15 protein-coding genes are annotated in these 16,511 nt (G+C 33.6%); 10 read left to right on the forward strand and 5 right to left on the reverse strand.

Annotated features, from left to right (window positions below):
- Position 1: 1 nt before the first annotated feature.
- Positions 2-2,575: an ATP-dependent chaperone ClpB gene (gene clpB / locus AAHN03_RS06075; protein ID WP_342278474.1), complete on the reverse strand. Its 2,574-nt coding sequence runs from the start codon at positions 2,573-2,575 to the stop codon at positions 2-4.
- 487 nt (positions 2,576-3,062) lie between these two features.
- Here clpB and AAHN03_RS06080 point away from each other — a divergent pair, with 487 nt between their 5' ends.
- The gene (locus tag AAHN03_RS06080) at positions 3,063-4,370 is read left to right on the forward strand and encodes an MFS transporter (RefSeq protein ID WP_342278475.1); all 1,308 of its coding nucleotides are present in this window, start codon (positions 3,063-3,065) and stop codon (positions 4,368-4,370) included.
- 50 nt (positions 4,371-4,420) lie between these two features.
- Here AAHN03_RS06080 and AAHN03_RS06085 read toward each other — a convergent pair whose 3' ends face one another.
- Positions 4,421-5,002: a hypothetical protein gene (locus AAHN03_RS06085; protein ID WP_342278476.1), complete on the reverse strand. Its 582-nt coding sequence runs from the start codon at positions 5,000-5,002 to the stop codon at positions 4,421-4,423.
- A 41-nt stretch (positions 5,003-5,043) separates the two neighbouring features.
- Positions 5,044-5,280: a glycoside hydrolase family protein gene (locus AAHN03_RS07720; RefSeq protein WP_410521364.1), complete on the reverse strand. Its 237-nt coding sequence runs from the start codon at positions 5,278-5,280 to the stop codon at positions 5,044-5,046.
- A gap of 161 nt (positions 5,281-5,441) precedes the next feature.
- Between AAHN03_RS07720 and AAHN03_RS06090 the strand changes: the two genes are divergently transcribed.
- The 3 genes from AAHN03_RS06090 to glyA all read left to right on the forward strand — a co-directional run bounded on the left by AAHN03_RS06090 (position 5,442) and on the right by glyA (position 9,284).
- A complete protein-coding gene (locus tag AAHN03_RS06090; protein ID WP_342278432.1) occupies positions 5,442-6,503 on the forward strand; it encodes an IS110 family transposase in 1,062 nt (353 codons plus the stop codon).
- Between the two features lie 734 nt (positions 6,504-7,237).
- A complete protein-coding gene (locus AAHN03_RS06095) occupies positions 7,238-7,777 on the forward strand; it encodes an invasion associated locus B family protein (RefSeq protein WP_342278477.1) in 540 nt (179 codons plus the stop codon).
- 244 nt (positions 7,778-8,021) lie between these two features.
- Positions 8,022-9,284 (forward strand): serine hydroxymethyltransferase, encoded by a 1,263-nt coding sequence (glyA, locus tag AAHN03_RS06100; protein ID WP_342278478.1) that lies wholly within the window; start codon positions 8,022-8,024, stop codon positions 9,282-9,284.
- Positions 9,285-9,416: 132 nt separating this feature from the next.
- Here glyA and tkt read toward each other — a convergent pair whose 3' ends face one another.
- Positions 9,417-11,441: a transketolase gene (gene tkt / locus AAHN03_RS06105; RefSeq protein ID WP_342278479.1), complete on the reverse strand. Its 2,025-nt coding sequence runs from the start codon at positions 11,439-11,441 to the stop codon at positions 9,417-9,419.
- A gap of 105 nt (positions 11,442-11,546) precedes the next feature.
- On the opposite strand from tkt, the gene AAHN03_RS06110 reads away from it, so the two are divergent.
- The 6 genes from AAHN03_RS06110 (at position 11,547) to AAHN03_RS06135 (ending at position 15,302) form a co-directional block, all read left to right on the forward strand.
- The gene (locus AAHN03_RS06110) at positions 11,547-12,407 is read left to right on the forward strand and encodes a DUF1189 family protein (protein WP_342278480.1); all 861 of its coding nucleotides are present in this window, start codon (positions 11,547-11,549) and stop codon (positions 12,405-12,407) included.
- 231 nt (positions 12,408-12,638) lie between these two features.
- The gene (locus tag AAHN03_RS06115; protein ID WP_342278481.1) at positions 12,639-12,875 is read left to right on the forward strand and encodes an AbrB/MazE/SpoVT family DNA-binding domain-containing protein; all 237 of its coding nucleotides are present in this window, start codon (positions 12,639-12,641) and stop codon (positions 12,873-12,875) included.
- A gap of 369 nt (positions 12,876-13,244) precedes the next feature.
- Positions 13,245-13,943, forward strand: a complete 699-nt coding sequence (locus tag AAHN03_RS06120) for a pseudouridine synthase (protein ID WP_342279204.1) — start codon at positions 13,245-13,247, stop codon at positions 13,941-13,943.
- The gene (gene rsmD, locus AAHN03_RS06125) at positions 13,940-14,494 is read left to right on the forward strand and encodes a 16S rRNA (guanine(966)-N(2))-methyltransferase RsmD (protein ID WP_342278482.1); all 555 of its coding nucleotides are present in this window, start codon (positions 13,940-13,942) and stop codon (positions 14,492-14,494) included. Before AAHN03_RS06120 ends, rsmD begins: the two co-directional genes overlap by 4 nt.
- Before the next feature lie 77 nt (positions 14,495-14,571).
- Complete coding sequence (locus tag AAHN03_RS06130; RefSeq protein ID WP_342278483.1) at positions 14,572-14,757, forward strand: hypothetical protein; 186 nt, start codon at positions 14,572-14,574, stop codon at positions 14,755-14,757.
- A 119-nt stretch (positions 14,758-14,876) separates the two neighbouring features.
- Positions 14,877-15,302, forward strand: a complete 426-nt coding sequence (locus AAHN03_RS06135; RefSeq protein ID WP_342278484.1) for a hypothetical protein — start codon at positions 14,877-14,879, stop codon at positions 15,300-15,302.
- Positions 15,303-15,468: 166 nt separating this feature from the next.
- Here the strand turns inward: AAHN03_RS06135 and queA are convergent, their stop codons facing one another.
- Positions 15,469-16,503, reverse strand: coding sequence for a tRNA preQ1(34) S-adenosylmethionine ribosyltransferase-isomerase QueA (queA, locus tag AAHN03_RS06140; RefSeq protein ID WP_342278485.1), 1,035 nt, complete (start codon positions 16,501-16,503; stop codon positions 15,469-15,471).
- Positions 16,504-16,511: the final 8 nt, after the last annotated feature.

Below are 16,511 nucleotides of genomic sequence, written 5' to 3' on the forward strand. Positions count from 1 at the left end.
CTCAAGCCTTATTAATAGCCAGTTGACCATCAGTTGATTTTATGTTTATCGTATCACCGCTCATGATACTACTCGAAAGAATCATTTTGGCAAAATGATTCTGTAGTTCTCGTTGAATAACTCTCTTTAATGGTCTAGCACCAAACATTGAGTCATAGCCTTTATCAGCAAGGTAATTTATAGCTGATTCATCAAATTGCAATATAATATTTTGTTGCAAAAGAATTTCTTTCAGATTATCCAGTTGTATTTTAACAATATCATGTATGTTGGCACGATTTAGTTTATGGAATAGAATAATCTCATCTAGCCTATTTAAGAATTCAGGTTTAAATACGGCTCGTACATATTCCATTACTTGTTCTTTGATTTTATGTTGATCATCTTCTTCTCGTTGATTAATAAGTATTTCAGCTCCAAGGTTAGAAGTAAGAACAATAATGGTATTTTTAAAATCAACGGTTATCCCTTGACTATCGGTCAGTCGTCCTTCATCTAAAATCTGCAGCATGATGTTAAAAATATCTGAATGAGCCTTTTCTACTTCATCAAATAAAATAACTTGATAAGGTCTCTTACGCACTGCTTCTGTTAAAGTTCCTCCCTGTTCATAACCAACATATCCTGGAGGGGCTCCAATCAAACGTGATATCGAATGCTTTTCCATATATTCAGACATATCAACTCTGAGAATAGCGTTACGATCATTAAATAAAAAAAGTGCTAAAGCTTTGGTTAGTTCAGTTTTCCCAACACCAGTTGGCCCTAAGAATAAAAATGACCCAAGTGGTCTATTAATATCTTGCAAACCAGCACGAGATCGACGTACGGCATCGCTGATTCCTCTTATAGCTTCATCTTGACCGATCACTGACTTGCGAAGTTTATCTTCCATAGCTAGTAGTTTCTCACGTTCGCTTGATAGCATTGTATCAATCGGTATACCAGTAATTCTAGATATGATTATAGCTATATCGTTTTCCGATACGACTTCTTTTGATAGTTTGTTATCTCCTCCTTCTATTGCTTGTTGTAGTTTCGTAGTCAAATCAGGAATAATACCATATTTTAGCTCACTAGCCCGTGCAAGATCGCTACTTCTTTCTGCTCGTTCAAGTTCTGCTTTAGCTTTTTCTAGTTCCTCTTTTAATTTTTGCTCAATATGTATTTTTGATTTTTCAGCTTGCCAGCTAGCACTCATATCATAAGAAAGAGATTCAAGTTTTTCTAATTCATCTGTTAAGAGGATAATTTTCTTTTTTGAATGTTCATCATTTTCTTTTTTTAGAGCTGCTAGTTCAATCTTTATTTGAATAATACGGCGATCAAGTTCATCCAATTCTTCCGGTTTAGTAGATAATTCTATTTTTAACCGACTACATGCTTCATCAATCAGGTCAATAGCTTTATCTGGTAAGTAACGATCAGTAATATATCTATTAGATAAAGTGCTGGCAGCAACTATAGCACTATCAGCAATTCTTACACCATGATGTAATTCGTATTTGTCCTTAATACCACGTAAAATTGATATAGTATCTTCTACTGTTGGTTGGCTAACATAAACTGCCTGAAACCTTCTAGCAAGAGCTGTATCTTTTTCAATATATTTACGGTATTCATCTAACGTGGTAGCACCAATACAATGGAGTTCTCCTCTAGCAAGCATGGGTTTTAGTAAATTTGATGCATCCATAGCCCCATCTGTTTTGCCAGTTCCTACTAAAAGATGTAGTTCATCAATAAATAAAATGATTTCCCCGCTAGATTCTTTAATTTCACTTAGTACAGCCTTTAAGCGTTCTTCAAATTCACCGCGGTATTTAGCCCCAGCAATTAAAGCTCCCATATCAAGTTCAATGATACGACAATTTGCTAGTGTTTCTGGAATGTCTTGGCTAAAGATTCTTTGAGCTAACCCCTCTATTATGGCTGTTTTACCAACTCCTGGCTCTCCTATCAGTACTGGATTATTCTTCATTCTTCTTGATAAAACTTGTACGGTTCTTCTAATTTCCTCATCTCTGCCAATTATTGGATCAAGTTTACCAAGTTCTGCCAGCTCAGTAACATCTCTACCATATTTCTTTAGGGCATCGTAACTACTTTCAGAAGATTCGCTATCTGCTTTCTTACCTTTTCTTAACTGCAGAATTGCGGCGTTTATTTTTTTACTAGTTATTGAATTATCCAATAAGATTTTACCAGCAGGTGTTTGGTCATACGATAATGCTTCAAAAACTCGCTCAATAGTGATAAAACTATCAGCATTATCCTTAGCAATATCTAGGGCTTTATTAAGTAATTTTAAGCTTTCCGATGATAAATAAATCTGTCCTCCTCCCTCAATTTGTACTTTTGGGATTTTGTTTAATTCTATAGTTACAGCTTTATTTAAATCGTCTAAGCTACTACTCAAAATATTAATGAGATTAGTAATAATGCCGCTATCATCATTTAACAAACTCGCCAGTATATGTAATGGCAATAGTTGCTGATGATCATTTTTTGCTGCTAAACTTTGGGCATTAGAGATGACAGATTTTGTATGTGTAGTAAATTTATCCATGTCCATTTCAATAACCTTATAAATTTTAAATTAGGTCAAACTTTACTAGAATATATCATACTATTTGACCCCACTAAGTATTTCATATTAATATTTTATATTATTTTATATAATTAATGATTAATAATAATACAAGGGGCTATAACCATAACTGTTGAAAGTTTACAAATACCTATACCACAACGTCTATTAGCGAGCGTAAGCGAAGCAATCTAGGAAACAATCTATAGATAAATGATGTTACTGGATTGCTTCGTCGACCTTACGACCTCCTCGCTAATAGACGTATAGAGAAGCTGTATTTAGTATTTGGCATAGAGAAGATGTCAGGATTGCTTGGGGATCGGGAGTTGATTCTTGCATAGTTCTATTTTTTATTTAATTATTTTAACACACATTTGTTATTATTAACATAACTATTAGTAAGAAATTCATTTTAACTTAATATTAATAATGTTAAGATATATTAAAATAGTATGTAAAGGGTATAACTATGGATGCAATTATTCAATCAAAGGTAACACTTACTCAAACTCATCTAACAACAGAGCAAAAATATACTACAGGTTTACTTTTAATAGGTACATTTTTAGAGTATTTTGATCTGATGCTGTATATTCATTTAGCAATTCTGTTAAATGATCTATTTTTTCCTAAGACTGACCCACACGCTGCTTCACTCCTAGCTGCTTTAACTTTTTGTTTGACCTATATATTTAGACCTGTTGGTGCTTTGATTTTTGGTTATATAGGAGATAATGTTGGTTATAAAGCAACAATCATTATAACAACGTTTATAATGGCTATTTCATGTATTACTATAGCTAATTTACCTGTTTATGATCAAATAGGTATTGTCTCTACTTGGATAATTATAATATGTCGGATTTTTCAAGGTATATCTTCCGTAGGAGAGATAATAGGTGCTGAACTATATCTGACTGAAATGACCAAACCACCTATCCAATATCCAATTGTAGCGTTAGTTTCAGTTTGTACTATCATAGGAGGAATATTTGCACTTGGTTTAGCATCTTTTAGTACGTCATTTGGAATTAGTTGGCGTCTAGCTTTTTGGGCAGGTGCAACAATAGCCATTGTTGGGACAATGGCTAGGACGATGCTGAAAGAAACACCAAAATTTCTAAGGCAAAAATCAGTAGTGGATAATTCTATTGGACCGACAAAATTTAACATGACAACAATGTTAGCTTACTTCGTGATACAGTGTGGATGGCCTATATGCTTCTATTTTGCTTATATCCATTGTAGTAGCATTTTAAAAAACTCTTGTGGTTATTCGCCGGAGGCAGTAATTCATCATAATTTTCTTCTTGTAATGCTATCTTTAGTTAGCTCTTTAATTTATGCATATTTAAGTTATAAAATATACCCATTAATAATTCTTAAGGTGAGACTAGCGATATTCTGTATTTTTATTGTTAGTTGTCCTTATTTACTAGACCATTATAAAACCCCAATTGTCATATTTTTAATCCAATTAATGACTGGGCTATTTGGTATCTGTACCATGCCAGCGGATACAATTTTTTTCCGGCATATTCCTATTTTTAGACGATGTACTTACGTTAGTTTGTCTTTCGCTTTATCGCGTACTTTAATCTATATTATTGCTTCTTTTGGTCTTGTGTATCTAATAGAGTATTTTGGTAATTATGGATTATTAGTTATTATGATTCCAATAACTCTAGGGTTTGTTTTTGGCATCTATCACTTTGAAAAGTTAGAGAAGCAAGCTGGTTTTATCAATCCGGTAACTATACAAAACTTACAAACTTAACTGCTATAAGCAATATCATAATGAGTATCACAAAGGTAAGTATTATCATTTTAATACAGCTTAAAATTTCGAGTAGAGATTTCTTTGACGTATGTAGTATACAGGTCGGGAAAATCTTCTTTAAACTTAGGTATTTCAAAGGTTTTGCGAGTGGTGCTTTTCCATGAAACAAGAATATGATCACCTTTTTTTAGGTAAGTGTGCAATTGCATATAGTTCATCACTTCAAGTTTCAAGGTATTTTCCGTGGCAAGTAGGGTTTGTTGTAGTTCTTCCAGCTTGTTCAACTCTGCTACTTTCTCGGCTATCGACTTATTGGCTTCGATGATATTTTGGCTGACACTATTATCACTGGAAATGGCATAGAGTTTTCTTGCCTGCTCAATAGTTTGGGGTACTGCTGAAGGGGCAAGAGAAGGAAGAAGTGAAGTTTGTTCTATAGGAGAATTTGGCAGCTGCTCATCAACAATAGTATCTTGCAATTTATTATTTTTTTTCGTTTTTTTCAAATTATTTGAGTACATCGCTGAGGGCAACGCTATACTATGTTGTATAGTACCATTTGCTTTCTTTTTGATTGGACTAATAGCATGTTGGTTATTATCTATATCTTGATTAGTTTGGGTTAGCATTTTACTCCTCGTGACATATTATTAATTTTATTATTTTGTTGTTAACTAATTCCTTGCAAAAATACTTCTCTCTCTAGCAATCGTCTTCTAACCAAGCCTTGAAGTCTAATACCGCAAGCATGAACCCATTTAGGAAATTCATCAGCCGCTAGTAAATATTCACCACGTAGTAGTTTTTGCCTCAGTACAGGACAAAGTGGCGTCTCATCTTCGAGATAAATATGAGCAGAAATTATGCTATAGAACGTGAGTATTATGCGACGAGTGGAGTGTAGAATTAAATTCTCGTTACTGACTACACTTTTATCAGTATTTCTTTATTATAAAATTCCACAGGTGAAAAAATAATGGTATGGATCTCCTGATATACAGAATGAAAAGCAGTTGCTAATCTTCTAAAGTTAATATTAAATATTAAAATAACAATCAGGATGCTAAGATGGAAGTTACCACAATTGGTATAGATATTGCAAAAAGAATTTTCCAAATTCATGGTGTAGATAAAAATGGTAAGACGGTATTAAAGAAAAAATTAATGAGAGATCAAGTTTTAACATTTATGGCTAATTTACCAAAATGTTTGGTAGGGATGGAAGCTTGCGGCGGAGCTAGTTACTGGGCAAGAGAAATAACTAAATTGGGGCATACAGTAAAACTAATGGCAGCACAATTTGTCAAACCGTATGTTAAAACTAATAAAAATGATCAAGCTGATGCAGAAGCTATATGTGAAGCGGTAACAAGACCAAATATGAGGTTTGTACCAATTAGAACTGTAGAACAACAAGATATTTTATCAATTCATCGAGTAAGAGAGAGATTGGTAAAAAATCGTACTGCCCTTGCTAATGAAATTAGGGGTCTACTACATGAATTTGGTTTTATTATTCCTCAAGGGATCAATAAGGTTATGACAAAATTAACCGAGATTTTAGATGAAGGAAATTTAAGCCAGCTGGGTTATCAAACATTTAGTGAACTGAAAGAGGAATTTTTGGATAATGACAAAAAAATAAAAGAGATAGAAAAAAGATTAAAAATAATAGCTAGCAACTTAACTCAATATCAACGATTAACAGCTATACCTGGTCTTGGTTTAATTACTGCTACTGCTTTAATAGCATCAATAGGTAATGCTACAAGTTTTGAGAATGGTAGGCAATTATCGGCATGGTTTGGATTAGTGCCAAGGCAGTATTCCAGTGGAGGGAAAGATAAGTTGCTTGGAATTAGCAAGCGAGGTGATGTTTACTTGCGTACTCTATTGATCCAAGGAGCTAGAGCTGTACTAAATGCCAAGATAAGATTTACATTGGAAGAACAAAAATCTAAAAAAGATTTTAGCAAATTTACGCAGTGGATGTTTAATTTATCTGAGCGAAATGGACATAATAAAACAGTAGTTGCTGTAGCTAATAAACTGGCAAGAGTGGTGTTTGCAGTACTAAGGTCAGGGGATGATTATGTAGAGAGTAAAGTTTGTAGCACAAAGCTATTATAATTAACATAAAATAAAATAAATAGTGGTTTATTAATTAATAGGTAAACAAAGAATATGTAAGAGATTCCAACCCGGAATATGCGTGAGATAATAATATTGAGATAATAATATTGATGGTAAATAAGACAAACCTTAGCTTACAAAGAAACTGATGACTACAATGGCTCTTTGAAGCCGATAAAATGATAAGTATATAGTAAATTTGTAAGCCAGCGAATTCCATCAGGGCTGTAGGATAAATTACACATAATTTATTAACTATAAGCTGGATACATGTATGCATTTGCATTTTTGCTATTAGATGTTATTTTTTTCTTGCATTTTACAGGAGGTTCATACATGTAGTCAGTAACGAGAATTTAATTCTACACTCCACTCGTCGCATAATACTCACGTTCTATAGCATAATTTCTGCTCATATTTATCTCGAAGATGAGTGGCGATCCAAATAAACAGCAATTATCTTTTTAAAAAAACAAACTTTTCTATCATTAGTTGGGAATTTTAAATTACCCTGAACTAGCACTTATTTTAACAGATTGACAAATATATTAAATTCAGATATCCTCTAGTCCTTAAATTCGAGTAAGCGAAGAAATCTTAAGGACTAGGTTTTAAGGACTGAAAAAGAGAGATTAGGCGTCAAAATTACGACATCCTTGCTTTTACGAAAGGGCGGCAGCTCGAATCTGTCATTGCCCGCTAATAATATAAATAATTAAATAAGTAGAATTATGACAAACTGTATTAAAAAATCATTATTTGTTACAGCTGGTCTTGCTGTAATGGGTTTGGGACTATTTTTGGGTAATCCTAGTAGAGTTGATGCTGCGGTTAAAGAGGGACAAAAATTTTCAGATTGGGTAGTTAACTGCACCACAGATGCTGAAAAAAGACAGGTCTGTTATTTAAGTCAAGCAATTAACTCTACTAATAAAGATGGTAAACAACAAGTGTTAGCTGTGTATCAAGTAGGTTATTTGGGTAGTGGTAAGGCAAAAAGTTTAAAAATGATACAAATAGTTCCTACTGATGTTTCTGTTGCTCCAGGTACGTCAATTATTAGTTCCCAAAAATTAGTTGCTCCAGGTAAGTACGTTACTTGTACAAAAGAATCTTGTCAGGCTGTTGTTGAAATATCAGATAAAGATCTTAAAGATATTTTATCAAAAGATGCTAATCCTATCGTGGGGATAATGAATTCAGCTGGTCAACAAGTAAATCTTCCACTCTCTACGAAAGGTCTTGAAGAAGGCTTGAAAGCGTTGAAGTAACCTGAGTTCACGTCAATTTGGGATAAGAATTAGTTAATTCTTATCCCAAATTCGGTGAAATTATAGATTGCTTCGTCGACCTATGGTCTCCTCGCAATGACGTTTTATAGACGTATATGTCATTGCGAGCGAACGTACGTGAGCGTGGCAATCCATGAAGCTTGTAATATTATAGATTGCTTCGTCGACCTACGGTCTCCTCGCAATGACGATTTTTTTTACTTTCAATAGTTGTGGGGTTATCATGAGTATTTGTCCTAATAAATTATCTGAAACAGATAATGAAATATACCAAATTATTAATGCTGAAAAAAAGCGTCAGCATGATTTTATCGAATTGATTGCTTCTGAAAATTTTGTAAGCCCGGCAGTATTAGAAGCACAGGGGTCAGTTCTTACCAATAAATATGCTGAAGGATATTTTGGAAAACGCTATTATAATGGTTGTGAAGAGGTTGATAAAGCTGAGCTTTTGGCGATAGAACGAGTAAAAAAACTATTTAATTGTAACTATGCTAACGTTCAGCCTCATTCCGGCTCTCAGGCTAATCAGGCAGTATTTTTAGCCCTATTAAAACCACATGACACCATACTTGGTATGTCGCTAGATACAGGGGGGCATTTGACTCATGGTGCTTCCCCTAACTTGTCTGGCAAATGGTTTAACTCTGTATCTTATTCGGTGAATAAAGAAACTTTCTTAATTGATTATTCACAAATAGAGCAAATGGCCGTGCAGCATAAGCCTAAATTGATTATAGCTGGCTATTCTGCTTACTCACGTCAATTAGATTTTAGCAAATTTAGGGAAATTGCTGATAGAGTAGGGGCATATTTGCTAACAGACATTGCTCATATTGCTGGACTTGTTGCTACAGAGGAACATCCAAGCCCCTTACCTTATGCTCATGCTGTTACCTCTACTACTCATAAAACTCTGCGTGGTCCACGTGGTGGTATTATTCTTTCAAACGATGAGGAATTGGGCAAAAAGATAAATTCTGCTTTATTTCCTGGCATGCAAGGTGGACCGTTAATGCATATTGTTGCAGCAAAAGCAGTAGCGTTTTTGGAAAACTTACAACCAGATTATCATCTTTATATAAAACAGGTTATGAGTAATGCAAAAGCTCTTGCTAACAGTTTAATGGCAAGAGGCTATGATATTTTAACTAATGGCACTGATAATCATATAGTATTAGTGAACCTACGAAAATATGGTATAACTGGTAAGATGGCCGCAGATTCACTTGAAAGAGCCGGCATAACCTGTAATAAAAATGCTATACCATTTGATACAACTTCACCGTTTATTACTTCTGGTATTAGGCTTGGTACTCCAGCATGCACCACTAGAGGTTTCAAAGAAAAGGAGTTTATAGAAGTTGGCGAGATGATTTGCAACGTATTAGATGGGTTGAAAGCTACGCAAGATAATAGTGATTGTGAGCAAGAAACTCGCAAGCAAGTTAAAAAATTAGTAGATAATTTCCCGATTTATGTTTAAACATATTGTTTCCTAGATTGCTTCGCTTACGCTCGCAATGACGCTGTGGTATAGGTATTTGTAAACTTTCAACAGTTGTGGGATGACACCCTAAACTATTAAACCGATGCCTTACATCAAACTCAGGTTAGGTTAGCTATAACTCCCTTTCATTTCCTTAATTTTTGCAATAATCTTTTCTAGGATATTTGAAGGAGTAAGACCAAAATATGAGTATAGCTCTTCAGAACAACTAGATAGACCAAATTGGTCGACTCCAAAAAACAGTCCGTTTTCTCCGATGATTCGATGCCAGCCGAAGCTACTTGCAGCTTCTATAGCCACTTTTAAGTTACCCCTAGATAAAATATTTTGGATATAGCTAGGTTTTTGTTTAAAAAATAGCTCAAAACATAATATTGATATAACCTCAGCTTTAAAACCATGGTTAGTTAGCAGCTCTTGTACTTTTAGAGCAATTGATAATTCAGAACCTGTGGCAAAGATAGCAACATCTACTTTTTCTTGATTATTCCCTAACAATATATACCCACCTTTAGAGCATAAACTTTGTGAACTGATGTGGCTAACTATTTGATTTTCCCTATGTTGAACCTTAGTAACTTGAGGGACAGCTTGTCTTGTTAAAGCAAGAACAGAAGACCCTTGTTTATTAGATAGTGCAATTCGCCAAGACTCGGCTGTTTCTATATAGTCTGCAGGGCGTAGTACCATCATATTTGGTAAGCTTCGGAGGGCTGATAGATGCTCAACTGGTTGGTGAGTAGGCCCGTCTTCTCCTACACCGATTGAATCATGAGTCATTATATAGATTACTTGTTGCTGCATAATAGCAGAAAGTCGCATACTTGGCTTCATATAATCAGAAAAGGCTAAAAAAGTAGCACCTACAGGTAAAAATCCTGATAATGACAGTCCGTTCATGATAGAACCCATAGCATTCTCACGAACACCATAATGGATGTAGTTACCACTAAAATCATCTTTACTGATTACTTTACTATGATTATTTTTGATATTATTGGATAATGATAAATCAGCTGATCCAAAAATAATTTTATCAGATAGTTTGCTTAATTCTTCTACAATTCTACCGGATGAACTACGGGTTGCTTCATCTTTTACCGGGATAGGGATATTATCAAGAAAAGAACAATCGATATTAGGTCTAGCAAAATACGCTTTTTGTTCTTGACTTATATCAACAAAGTTTTCCTGCCAATTATTATAACTCACTTGATTTCTTAGCCAAGCGATGCCCCATAGGTCTTTTAATTTTTTTGGCAGGCTAAACTCTTCATCCTTAAAACCTAAATTTTCTTTTAGCAATTTAACTTCGTCTTTGCCAAGGGGCGAACCATGGGCTGCATTTGAATTTACCTTGTTAATAGAACCTTTGGCAATTAAAGTACGACAGGCAATGAAGTAGGGTTTATCAGAATTTTTTGCCCTAGTTAAGCTGGCATTAATTTGCTCAAAATCATGCCCATCTATAGATTCGGTAATCCAACCCATGGCAGTAAATTTAAGCAAATGGTCTTCAGATACGGTAAGGTTGGTAGAGCCATCGATGGAAATTTTATTATCATCAAATAAAACTATTAGGTTATTAAGGCATAAATGCCCAGCTAAAGAAGCAGCCTCGTAGCTTATACCTTCCATTAGGCATCCATCTCCAATTATACAGTAAATTTTATGGTCACTAAGATCTTTGCCCAATTTTTGTTGATATTTTTTTTGACCAATAGCCATACCCACTGAAGTAGCAAATCCCTGACCTAAAGGACCTGTAGTAGCCTCAATAGCTTCATATGCCCCATATTCTGGATGTCCAGGAGTTTTTGAATGTAATTTTCGGAACTGTTTTAAATCTTCTAAGTGGAAATTTCTATAATTTGTTAAATAATAAAAACTATAAAGTAACATAGAACCATGCCCAGCTGATAGAACTAGGCGATCACGGTCAAACCAAGTTGGATCATTAGGATTGAATTTAAGAAAATCAAATACTAAAACTGTCATCACATCTGCCATGCCAAGTACCATACCCGGATGCCCTGACTTGGCATGCTCTATGCTATCACTTGCTAAAACTCTAATACAGTCACTTAATTTGCAATATTCTTCTGAATATTTTGGTATTTTATTAAACTTCATTATGATAAATATCGCTTTTATGTTAAAAGATATATACTTTTCTAGTTTCAAGAATTGGAATATATTGATAAAAATTTTTTATGAATCTACATCAAAATAGATATTATGACAATAAAACTATTATCCGTTTTCTCGTGGTTTACTACTTTATTTCATCAATTACGGTTATCAATCAGTTCAATAAATTTTTACCAAGATGTTTATAGATCATATACAGGGTATGGAATTAAGTACATATTTACTGTATCTTTTATATCATCATTGATTTTTTGTCTTTTTATATTTAATTATTTGTTGGCTTTGACGGATTATTTTACTGAAAACCGCTCTACAAAAAGCACCACAACTATTGAATATATATTAAAACAGTTACCGGAAATCTATTATGATGGTAGTAAAATTTCAGTTGATCAAGATGAACCTATATATTTACTCGATGAAAATGGTAATAAAATTGCTGTTATAGACTCAAAGAATCAACTACCTTATAGCGAGAAAATTAAAGTTCCTCTCCTCTTTAGTAGCAATAATATAACCCTTACTACGATTGAAATAACTGATAAAAAAAAGAATGCATTTAGTATTGGATATTCTAAATTATTTACTTCTGATCGAAAAATTTTAACTGAAGAAGTCATTAAAAAGCATTTCTCCGAGATACTTACACAAGCACCGAAGGTATTTATTTACATTTTAATGCCAATAATGATAGTCTATCGTTTTGTAATGATTTTATTCGAAAAAATCTTTATTATCATATTAGTATATCTGTTAACTAATTATTTTGGGCCTAAATCCTCTTGGCAAACATGCACTAGGATAGTATTATTTTCAAGTGGAGTGACCATTTTATTACAACCTATTATTGTTATATTTTTACCAGCATTGAGTAGCATGCTATTTTTTATACAAATGTTTGCCTATTTTTTACTCTTTTTGGGGATGTTGCAAATACGAAGTAAATAGGGCTAGGTGATGCACACAAAATTCTTCAACGTCATTGCGAGGAGGCATGAGCCGACGAAGCAATCCACAAAAAATATAATAAGTAATTTGGATTGCCGCGTCGCCACTAAAGTGGCTTCTCGCAATGACGTTTGTTGAACTTTTGACAGTTGTGCCTTGCAATGGACGAAAAAGAATTTTTAACTTTGTATTGTATATACTTGTTTATACAGTAACAATATTAATGATATTATGCAAATTCAAATCCAAAAATGGGGAAATAGCTTGGGAATTAGAATTCCTAAACATCTAGCTGATAAGTTACATTTTCAACAAGGTACATTTGTTAATTTAGAAACAGCTGATAACTATTTGATTATCAGTACAGAAACATCAGAATTAGATATATTATTGGATAATATTACAGATTCTAACTGTCATCATGAAATATTAAATGATGACATTGCTGTAGGTAATGAATCGTGGTAACATTCATACCTGAAAGAGGGGATGTAGTTTGGCTTAATTCTGAACCTCAAAAAGGCAAAGAGATTCAAAAAACATGACCAGAGGTAGTTCTTACTCCTCATAGATATAACCTCATTAAGACTATTATTGTAGTTATACATTGCTATGAAACAAATATATAAATCGTCTATTAGCGAGGATTCGCTGAAAGCGGCGACGCGGCAATCTAGGATACGCGAAGCGTTACTCTAAAAAAACAGCTTCACTGTTTACCTAGATCACCACGGCATCTAAAGAGCCTTGCTATGACGATTATAAAAAAAGTACTATGCTCGCAATGACGTATCTAGTAAGTAAAAAATATAGGATGTTTATTTGAGACAGGATAGTATACAAAGACTAGCAAAAGCGATTAGTAACGCAGGGATATGTTCAAGACGTGATGCAGAACTGCTTATTAAAAATAATCAAGTAAAAGTAAATGGCGTTATTATTGATTCACCAGCAACCAATGTTGATGAAACTAGTGTTATTGAGGTGTCGGGAAAACTAATAAATCAACAACATATCCCGCGTTTATGGGTATATTACAAACCTGTTGGACTCATTACTTCGCATAAAGATACAAGTGGTAGAGAAACGGTATTTGCTAGTCTTGCAAAGATGAATCTGCCTAGAGTAATCTCAATAGGGCGACTGGATATCAATAGTGAAGGGCTATTGTTACTAACCAATAATGGTGATTTAGCGAGAAAGTTTGAGCTACCATCAAGTAAAATAGAACGTGTATATAAAGTCAGAGCATATGGTAACCCAAATCTTTTGCTAAAAAATTATAAAAATATAGAAATTGATCAAATACGTTATGATCCTAAATCAATTAAATTAATAAAATCAGGCAGAACAAATTGTTGGTTTGAAGTAGTCTTGACTGAAGGTAAAAATCGTGAAATTAGAAAAATATTTGAATATTTTGGCTTGACTGTTAACCGGTTAATTAGAATTAGCTATGGAGATTTTTTATTAGGTAATTTGCAACCAAATCAGTATAAAGAACAGACATTAGAAAAATTTAAGAAATTTTTATGATTAGAATTATAGCAGGCAAACATAAAAATCGGATCATACCTACCTTAAAAAACTCTAACTATCGTCCTTCCACAGGGAAAATCCGAGAGGCCATCTTTAGTATACTAACTTCAGGAGAATTTAGTGACGGCAGATTATTTAGCAATGAATCTCAAGTTCTCGATTTATTTGCCGGCACGGGTAGTCTAGCTTTTGAAAGCTGTTCTAGAGGTGCTGGAGCAATTACATTAGTTGATATAAATAGTGATTATTTGCAGGCAGCAAAAGAATTTGCCAGTAAAATAGGTGAGCTGGATAAAATGACTTTCCTAAATATTAATGCAGCAGCTCTACCTTCGGCTTATCACAGCTTTGACTTAATTTTTATTGACCCTCCATATTATCATAATCTTGTACCGAAGGCAGTTAATGCTTTAAAAAAAGGTCAATGGTTAAAAGATGGTAGCATTATTGTAGTCGAACTTGCTAAAAGCGATGACTTTAGCGATGATTCTTTACAGCTAATTAAAGAAAAAATATACGGTGATAGTAAATTGCTTATCTTTACATGAATATTCTATAATATATATTATGGAAAATAAACTTTTGATTTGTTATATATAAAGGTTGTCTTAATACTGCTCAAGAATTGGTTACTAATCCAGGAGCTGCAGCATCCACTGTTGCTGTAGGAGGAGCTGCAGTATATGCAGGTTTAAAACAAGGGAATCCTGCACTTGTAGTGGCAGAGGCTTTAGGAGCTGAAGCTGCATTGGCATGTTTAACAGGAGCAGTTAATACAGAGCTACCTGTACGAATCATTCTTCTACTGTAGAGACAACGGGTGAAACTATCTATAATTGGCATGATGATATGCAGAAGAACTATAGTGGCTATTGATTGGCATATTATTCAAAGGTTTAAAAGTTATTTTATATTTTATCGTTATTAAATATGATTAAAAAATATATAGCAATAATATTTACAGGTTGTGTAGGTGAGCTTATTTTGCTTCACTATGGTGCTAAAGCTTCCCCTATTTTTCAGGGGCTTAGTATATTACTAACTATTTGTTTATGTATATTATTGGTTTTGGCTAATGAATATTATCTTAAAAATAAGAGTGGCAAAATCTATATTATTTTAGATTTCCTGATTATAAGCACTTTTGCGTTATGTAGCTGGTTAGGAATAACAATTATATTTATTATCGTAGATATTTACGATAACAAACCTTTAAGCAGTTGGTCTGAATATTGCTATATGAATAGAAAAGCAGCCTATTTTGTATTTTTACCATGGATATTTCTTAATGCTTTTAAAGCCTTAAGAGTTCTTTGTAAGAAAGATAAGAATTACCAAGTGTGTAAGTTTAAGTAGGTATTTGTAAGACTTAAACCGTCATTGCGAGCAAACGTATGTGAGCGTGGCAATCCATGAATCTCTTGTCATATAGATTGCTTCGTCGACCTACGGTCTCCTCGCTAATAGACGATTTTTTAACTTTCAACAGCACACTTAGTAGAATTATTAATTCTTATCTTTCTTATAGCTTTTTATAAAGAAGCATTGCATCACCATAACTAAAAAACCGCATTTTTTTATCTATAGCATATTTGTAGATATTCTTTATTTCCTGATAACCCGCGAATGCACAAACTAACATGAATAATGTAGACTTTGGCAAATGGAAATTGGTAACTAACATATCAACAATTTGAAATTTAAATCCCGGTCTAATAAAAATGGTTGTTTCAAATTCTCCGTCTTGTATTTGTCCATGTCCATCAATGCTACTGCTTTCTAACGCCCGTAAGGACGTCGTTCCCACGGCTATTATCCGTCGGCTTTCTTTTTTTGCCTTATTAATGATATCTGCAGTTTTTTTATCTATATGATAATATTCTGAATGCATTTTATGTTGATCAATATCCTCAGTTTTAACTGGTAGGAACGTCCCTGCCCCAACATGCAAAGTAATAAAAGCAGTTTCAATATTTTTTGCTTTAATTAATGCAAGTAATTCATCAGAAAAATGTAGCCCTGCAGTTGAAGAGGCTACTGCTCCAAGTTTTTTACTATAGACTGTTTGATATCTATTATTATCTTCTAGTAAATTTTCCTGCCTCTTTATATAAGGAGGTAGCGGGATTTCACCGTATTTTTCTAAAAATTCAAAAACTGAGAGATTATCTAGAAAAAATTCGACCTCAACCTGCCCCATTACAAGTTTTTTACTTATAATAATCTTATTACAACCAAAATCAAATTGATCTCCTTCATTAAGTCTTTTTGAAGGCTTGGCAAAACCATGCCAATAATTATTATTTATTGGCTTATTTAGGTATAAATCGATCTTTTTTCCATCTTTATTCAATAGCAATTTAGCTTTAATAACTTTACTATCATTAAACACCATTAAATCACCAGGGCATAGATAGTCAATTATATCATAAAACTTGCTCTGCACTAAGTCTTTATTTGGTGCTACTGCCAACAAATTAGACTCATCTCGTTTTTTTTCTGGTTTCTGAGCTATTAACTCAGTCGGTAAGGTAAAATCAAAATCAGATAATTTCATTGTACCTC

The organism is Candidatus Tisiphia endosymbiont of Myopa tessellatipennis, from assembly GCF_964031105.1.
Lineage (GTDB): Bacteria > Pseudomonadota > Alphaproteobacteria > Rickettsiales > Rickettsiaceae > Tisiphia.

What these genes read in the sequence shown, in the direction of transcription:
- AAHN03_RS06090 (WP_342278432.1), top strand. Translation starts at nt 5,442, where the DNA reads ATGGAAGTTACCACAATTGGTATAGATATTGCAAAAAGAATTTTCCAA.
- AAHN03_RS06080 (WP_342278475.1), top strand. Translation starts at nt 3,063, where the DNA reads ATGGATGCAATTATTCAATCAAAGGTAACACTTACTCAAACTCATCTA.
- glyA (WP_342278478.1), top strand. Translation starts at nt 8,022, where the DNA reads ATGAGTATTTGTCCTAATAAATTATCTGAAACAGATAATGAAATATAC.
- AAHN03_RS06110 (WP_342278480.1), top strand. Translation starts at nt 11,547, where the DNA reads ATGACAATAAAACTATTATCCGTTTTCTCGTGGTTTACTACTTTATTT.
- queA (WP_342278485.1), bottom strand. Translation starts at nt 16,503, where the DNA reads ATGAAATTATCTGATTTTGATTTTACCTTACCGACTGAGTTAATAGCT.
- tkt (WP_342278479.1), bottom strand. Translation starts at nt 11,441, where the DNA reads ATGAAGTTTAATAAAATACCAAAATATTCAGAAGAATATTGCAAATTA.
- rsmD (WP_342278482.1), top strand. Translation starts at nt 13,940, where the DNA reads ATGATTAGAATTATAGCAGGCAAACATAAAAATCGGATCATACCTACC.
- AAHN03_RS06085 (WP_342278476.1), bottom strand. Translation starts at nt 5,002, where the DNA reads ATGCTAACCCAAACTAATCAAGATATAGATAATAACCAACATGCTATT.
- AAHN03_RS06135 (WP_342278484.1), top strand. Translation starts at nt 14,877, where the DNA reads ATGATTAAAAAATATATAGCAATAATATTTACAGGTTGTGTAGGTGAG.
- clpB (WP_342278474.1), bottom strand. Translation starts at nt 2,575, where the DNA reads ATGGACATGGATAAATTTACTACACATACAAAATCTGTCATCTCTAAT.
- AAHN03_RS06095 (WP_342278477.1), top strand. Translation starts at nt 7,238, where the DNA reads ATGACAAACTGTATTAAAAAATCATTATTTGTTACAGCTGGTCTTGCT.
- AAHN03_RS06115 (WP_342278481.1), top strand. Translation starts at nt 12,639, where the DNA reads ATGCAAATTCAAATCCAAAAATGGGGAAATAGCTTGGGAATTAGAATT.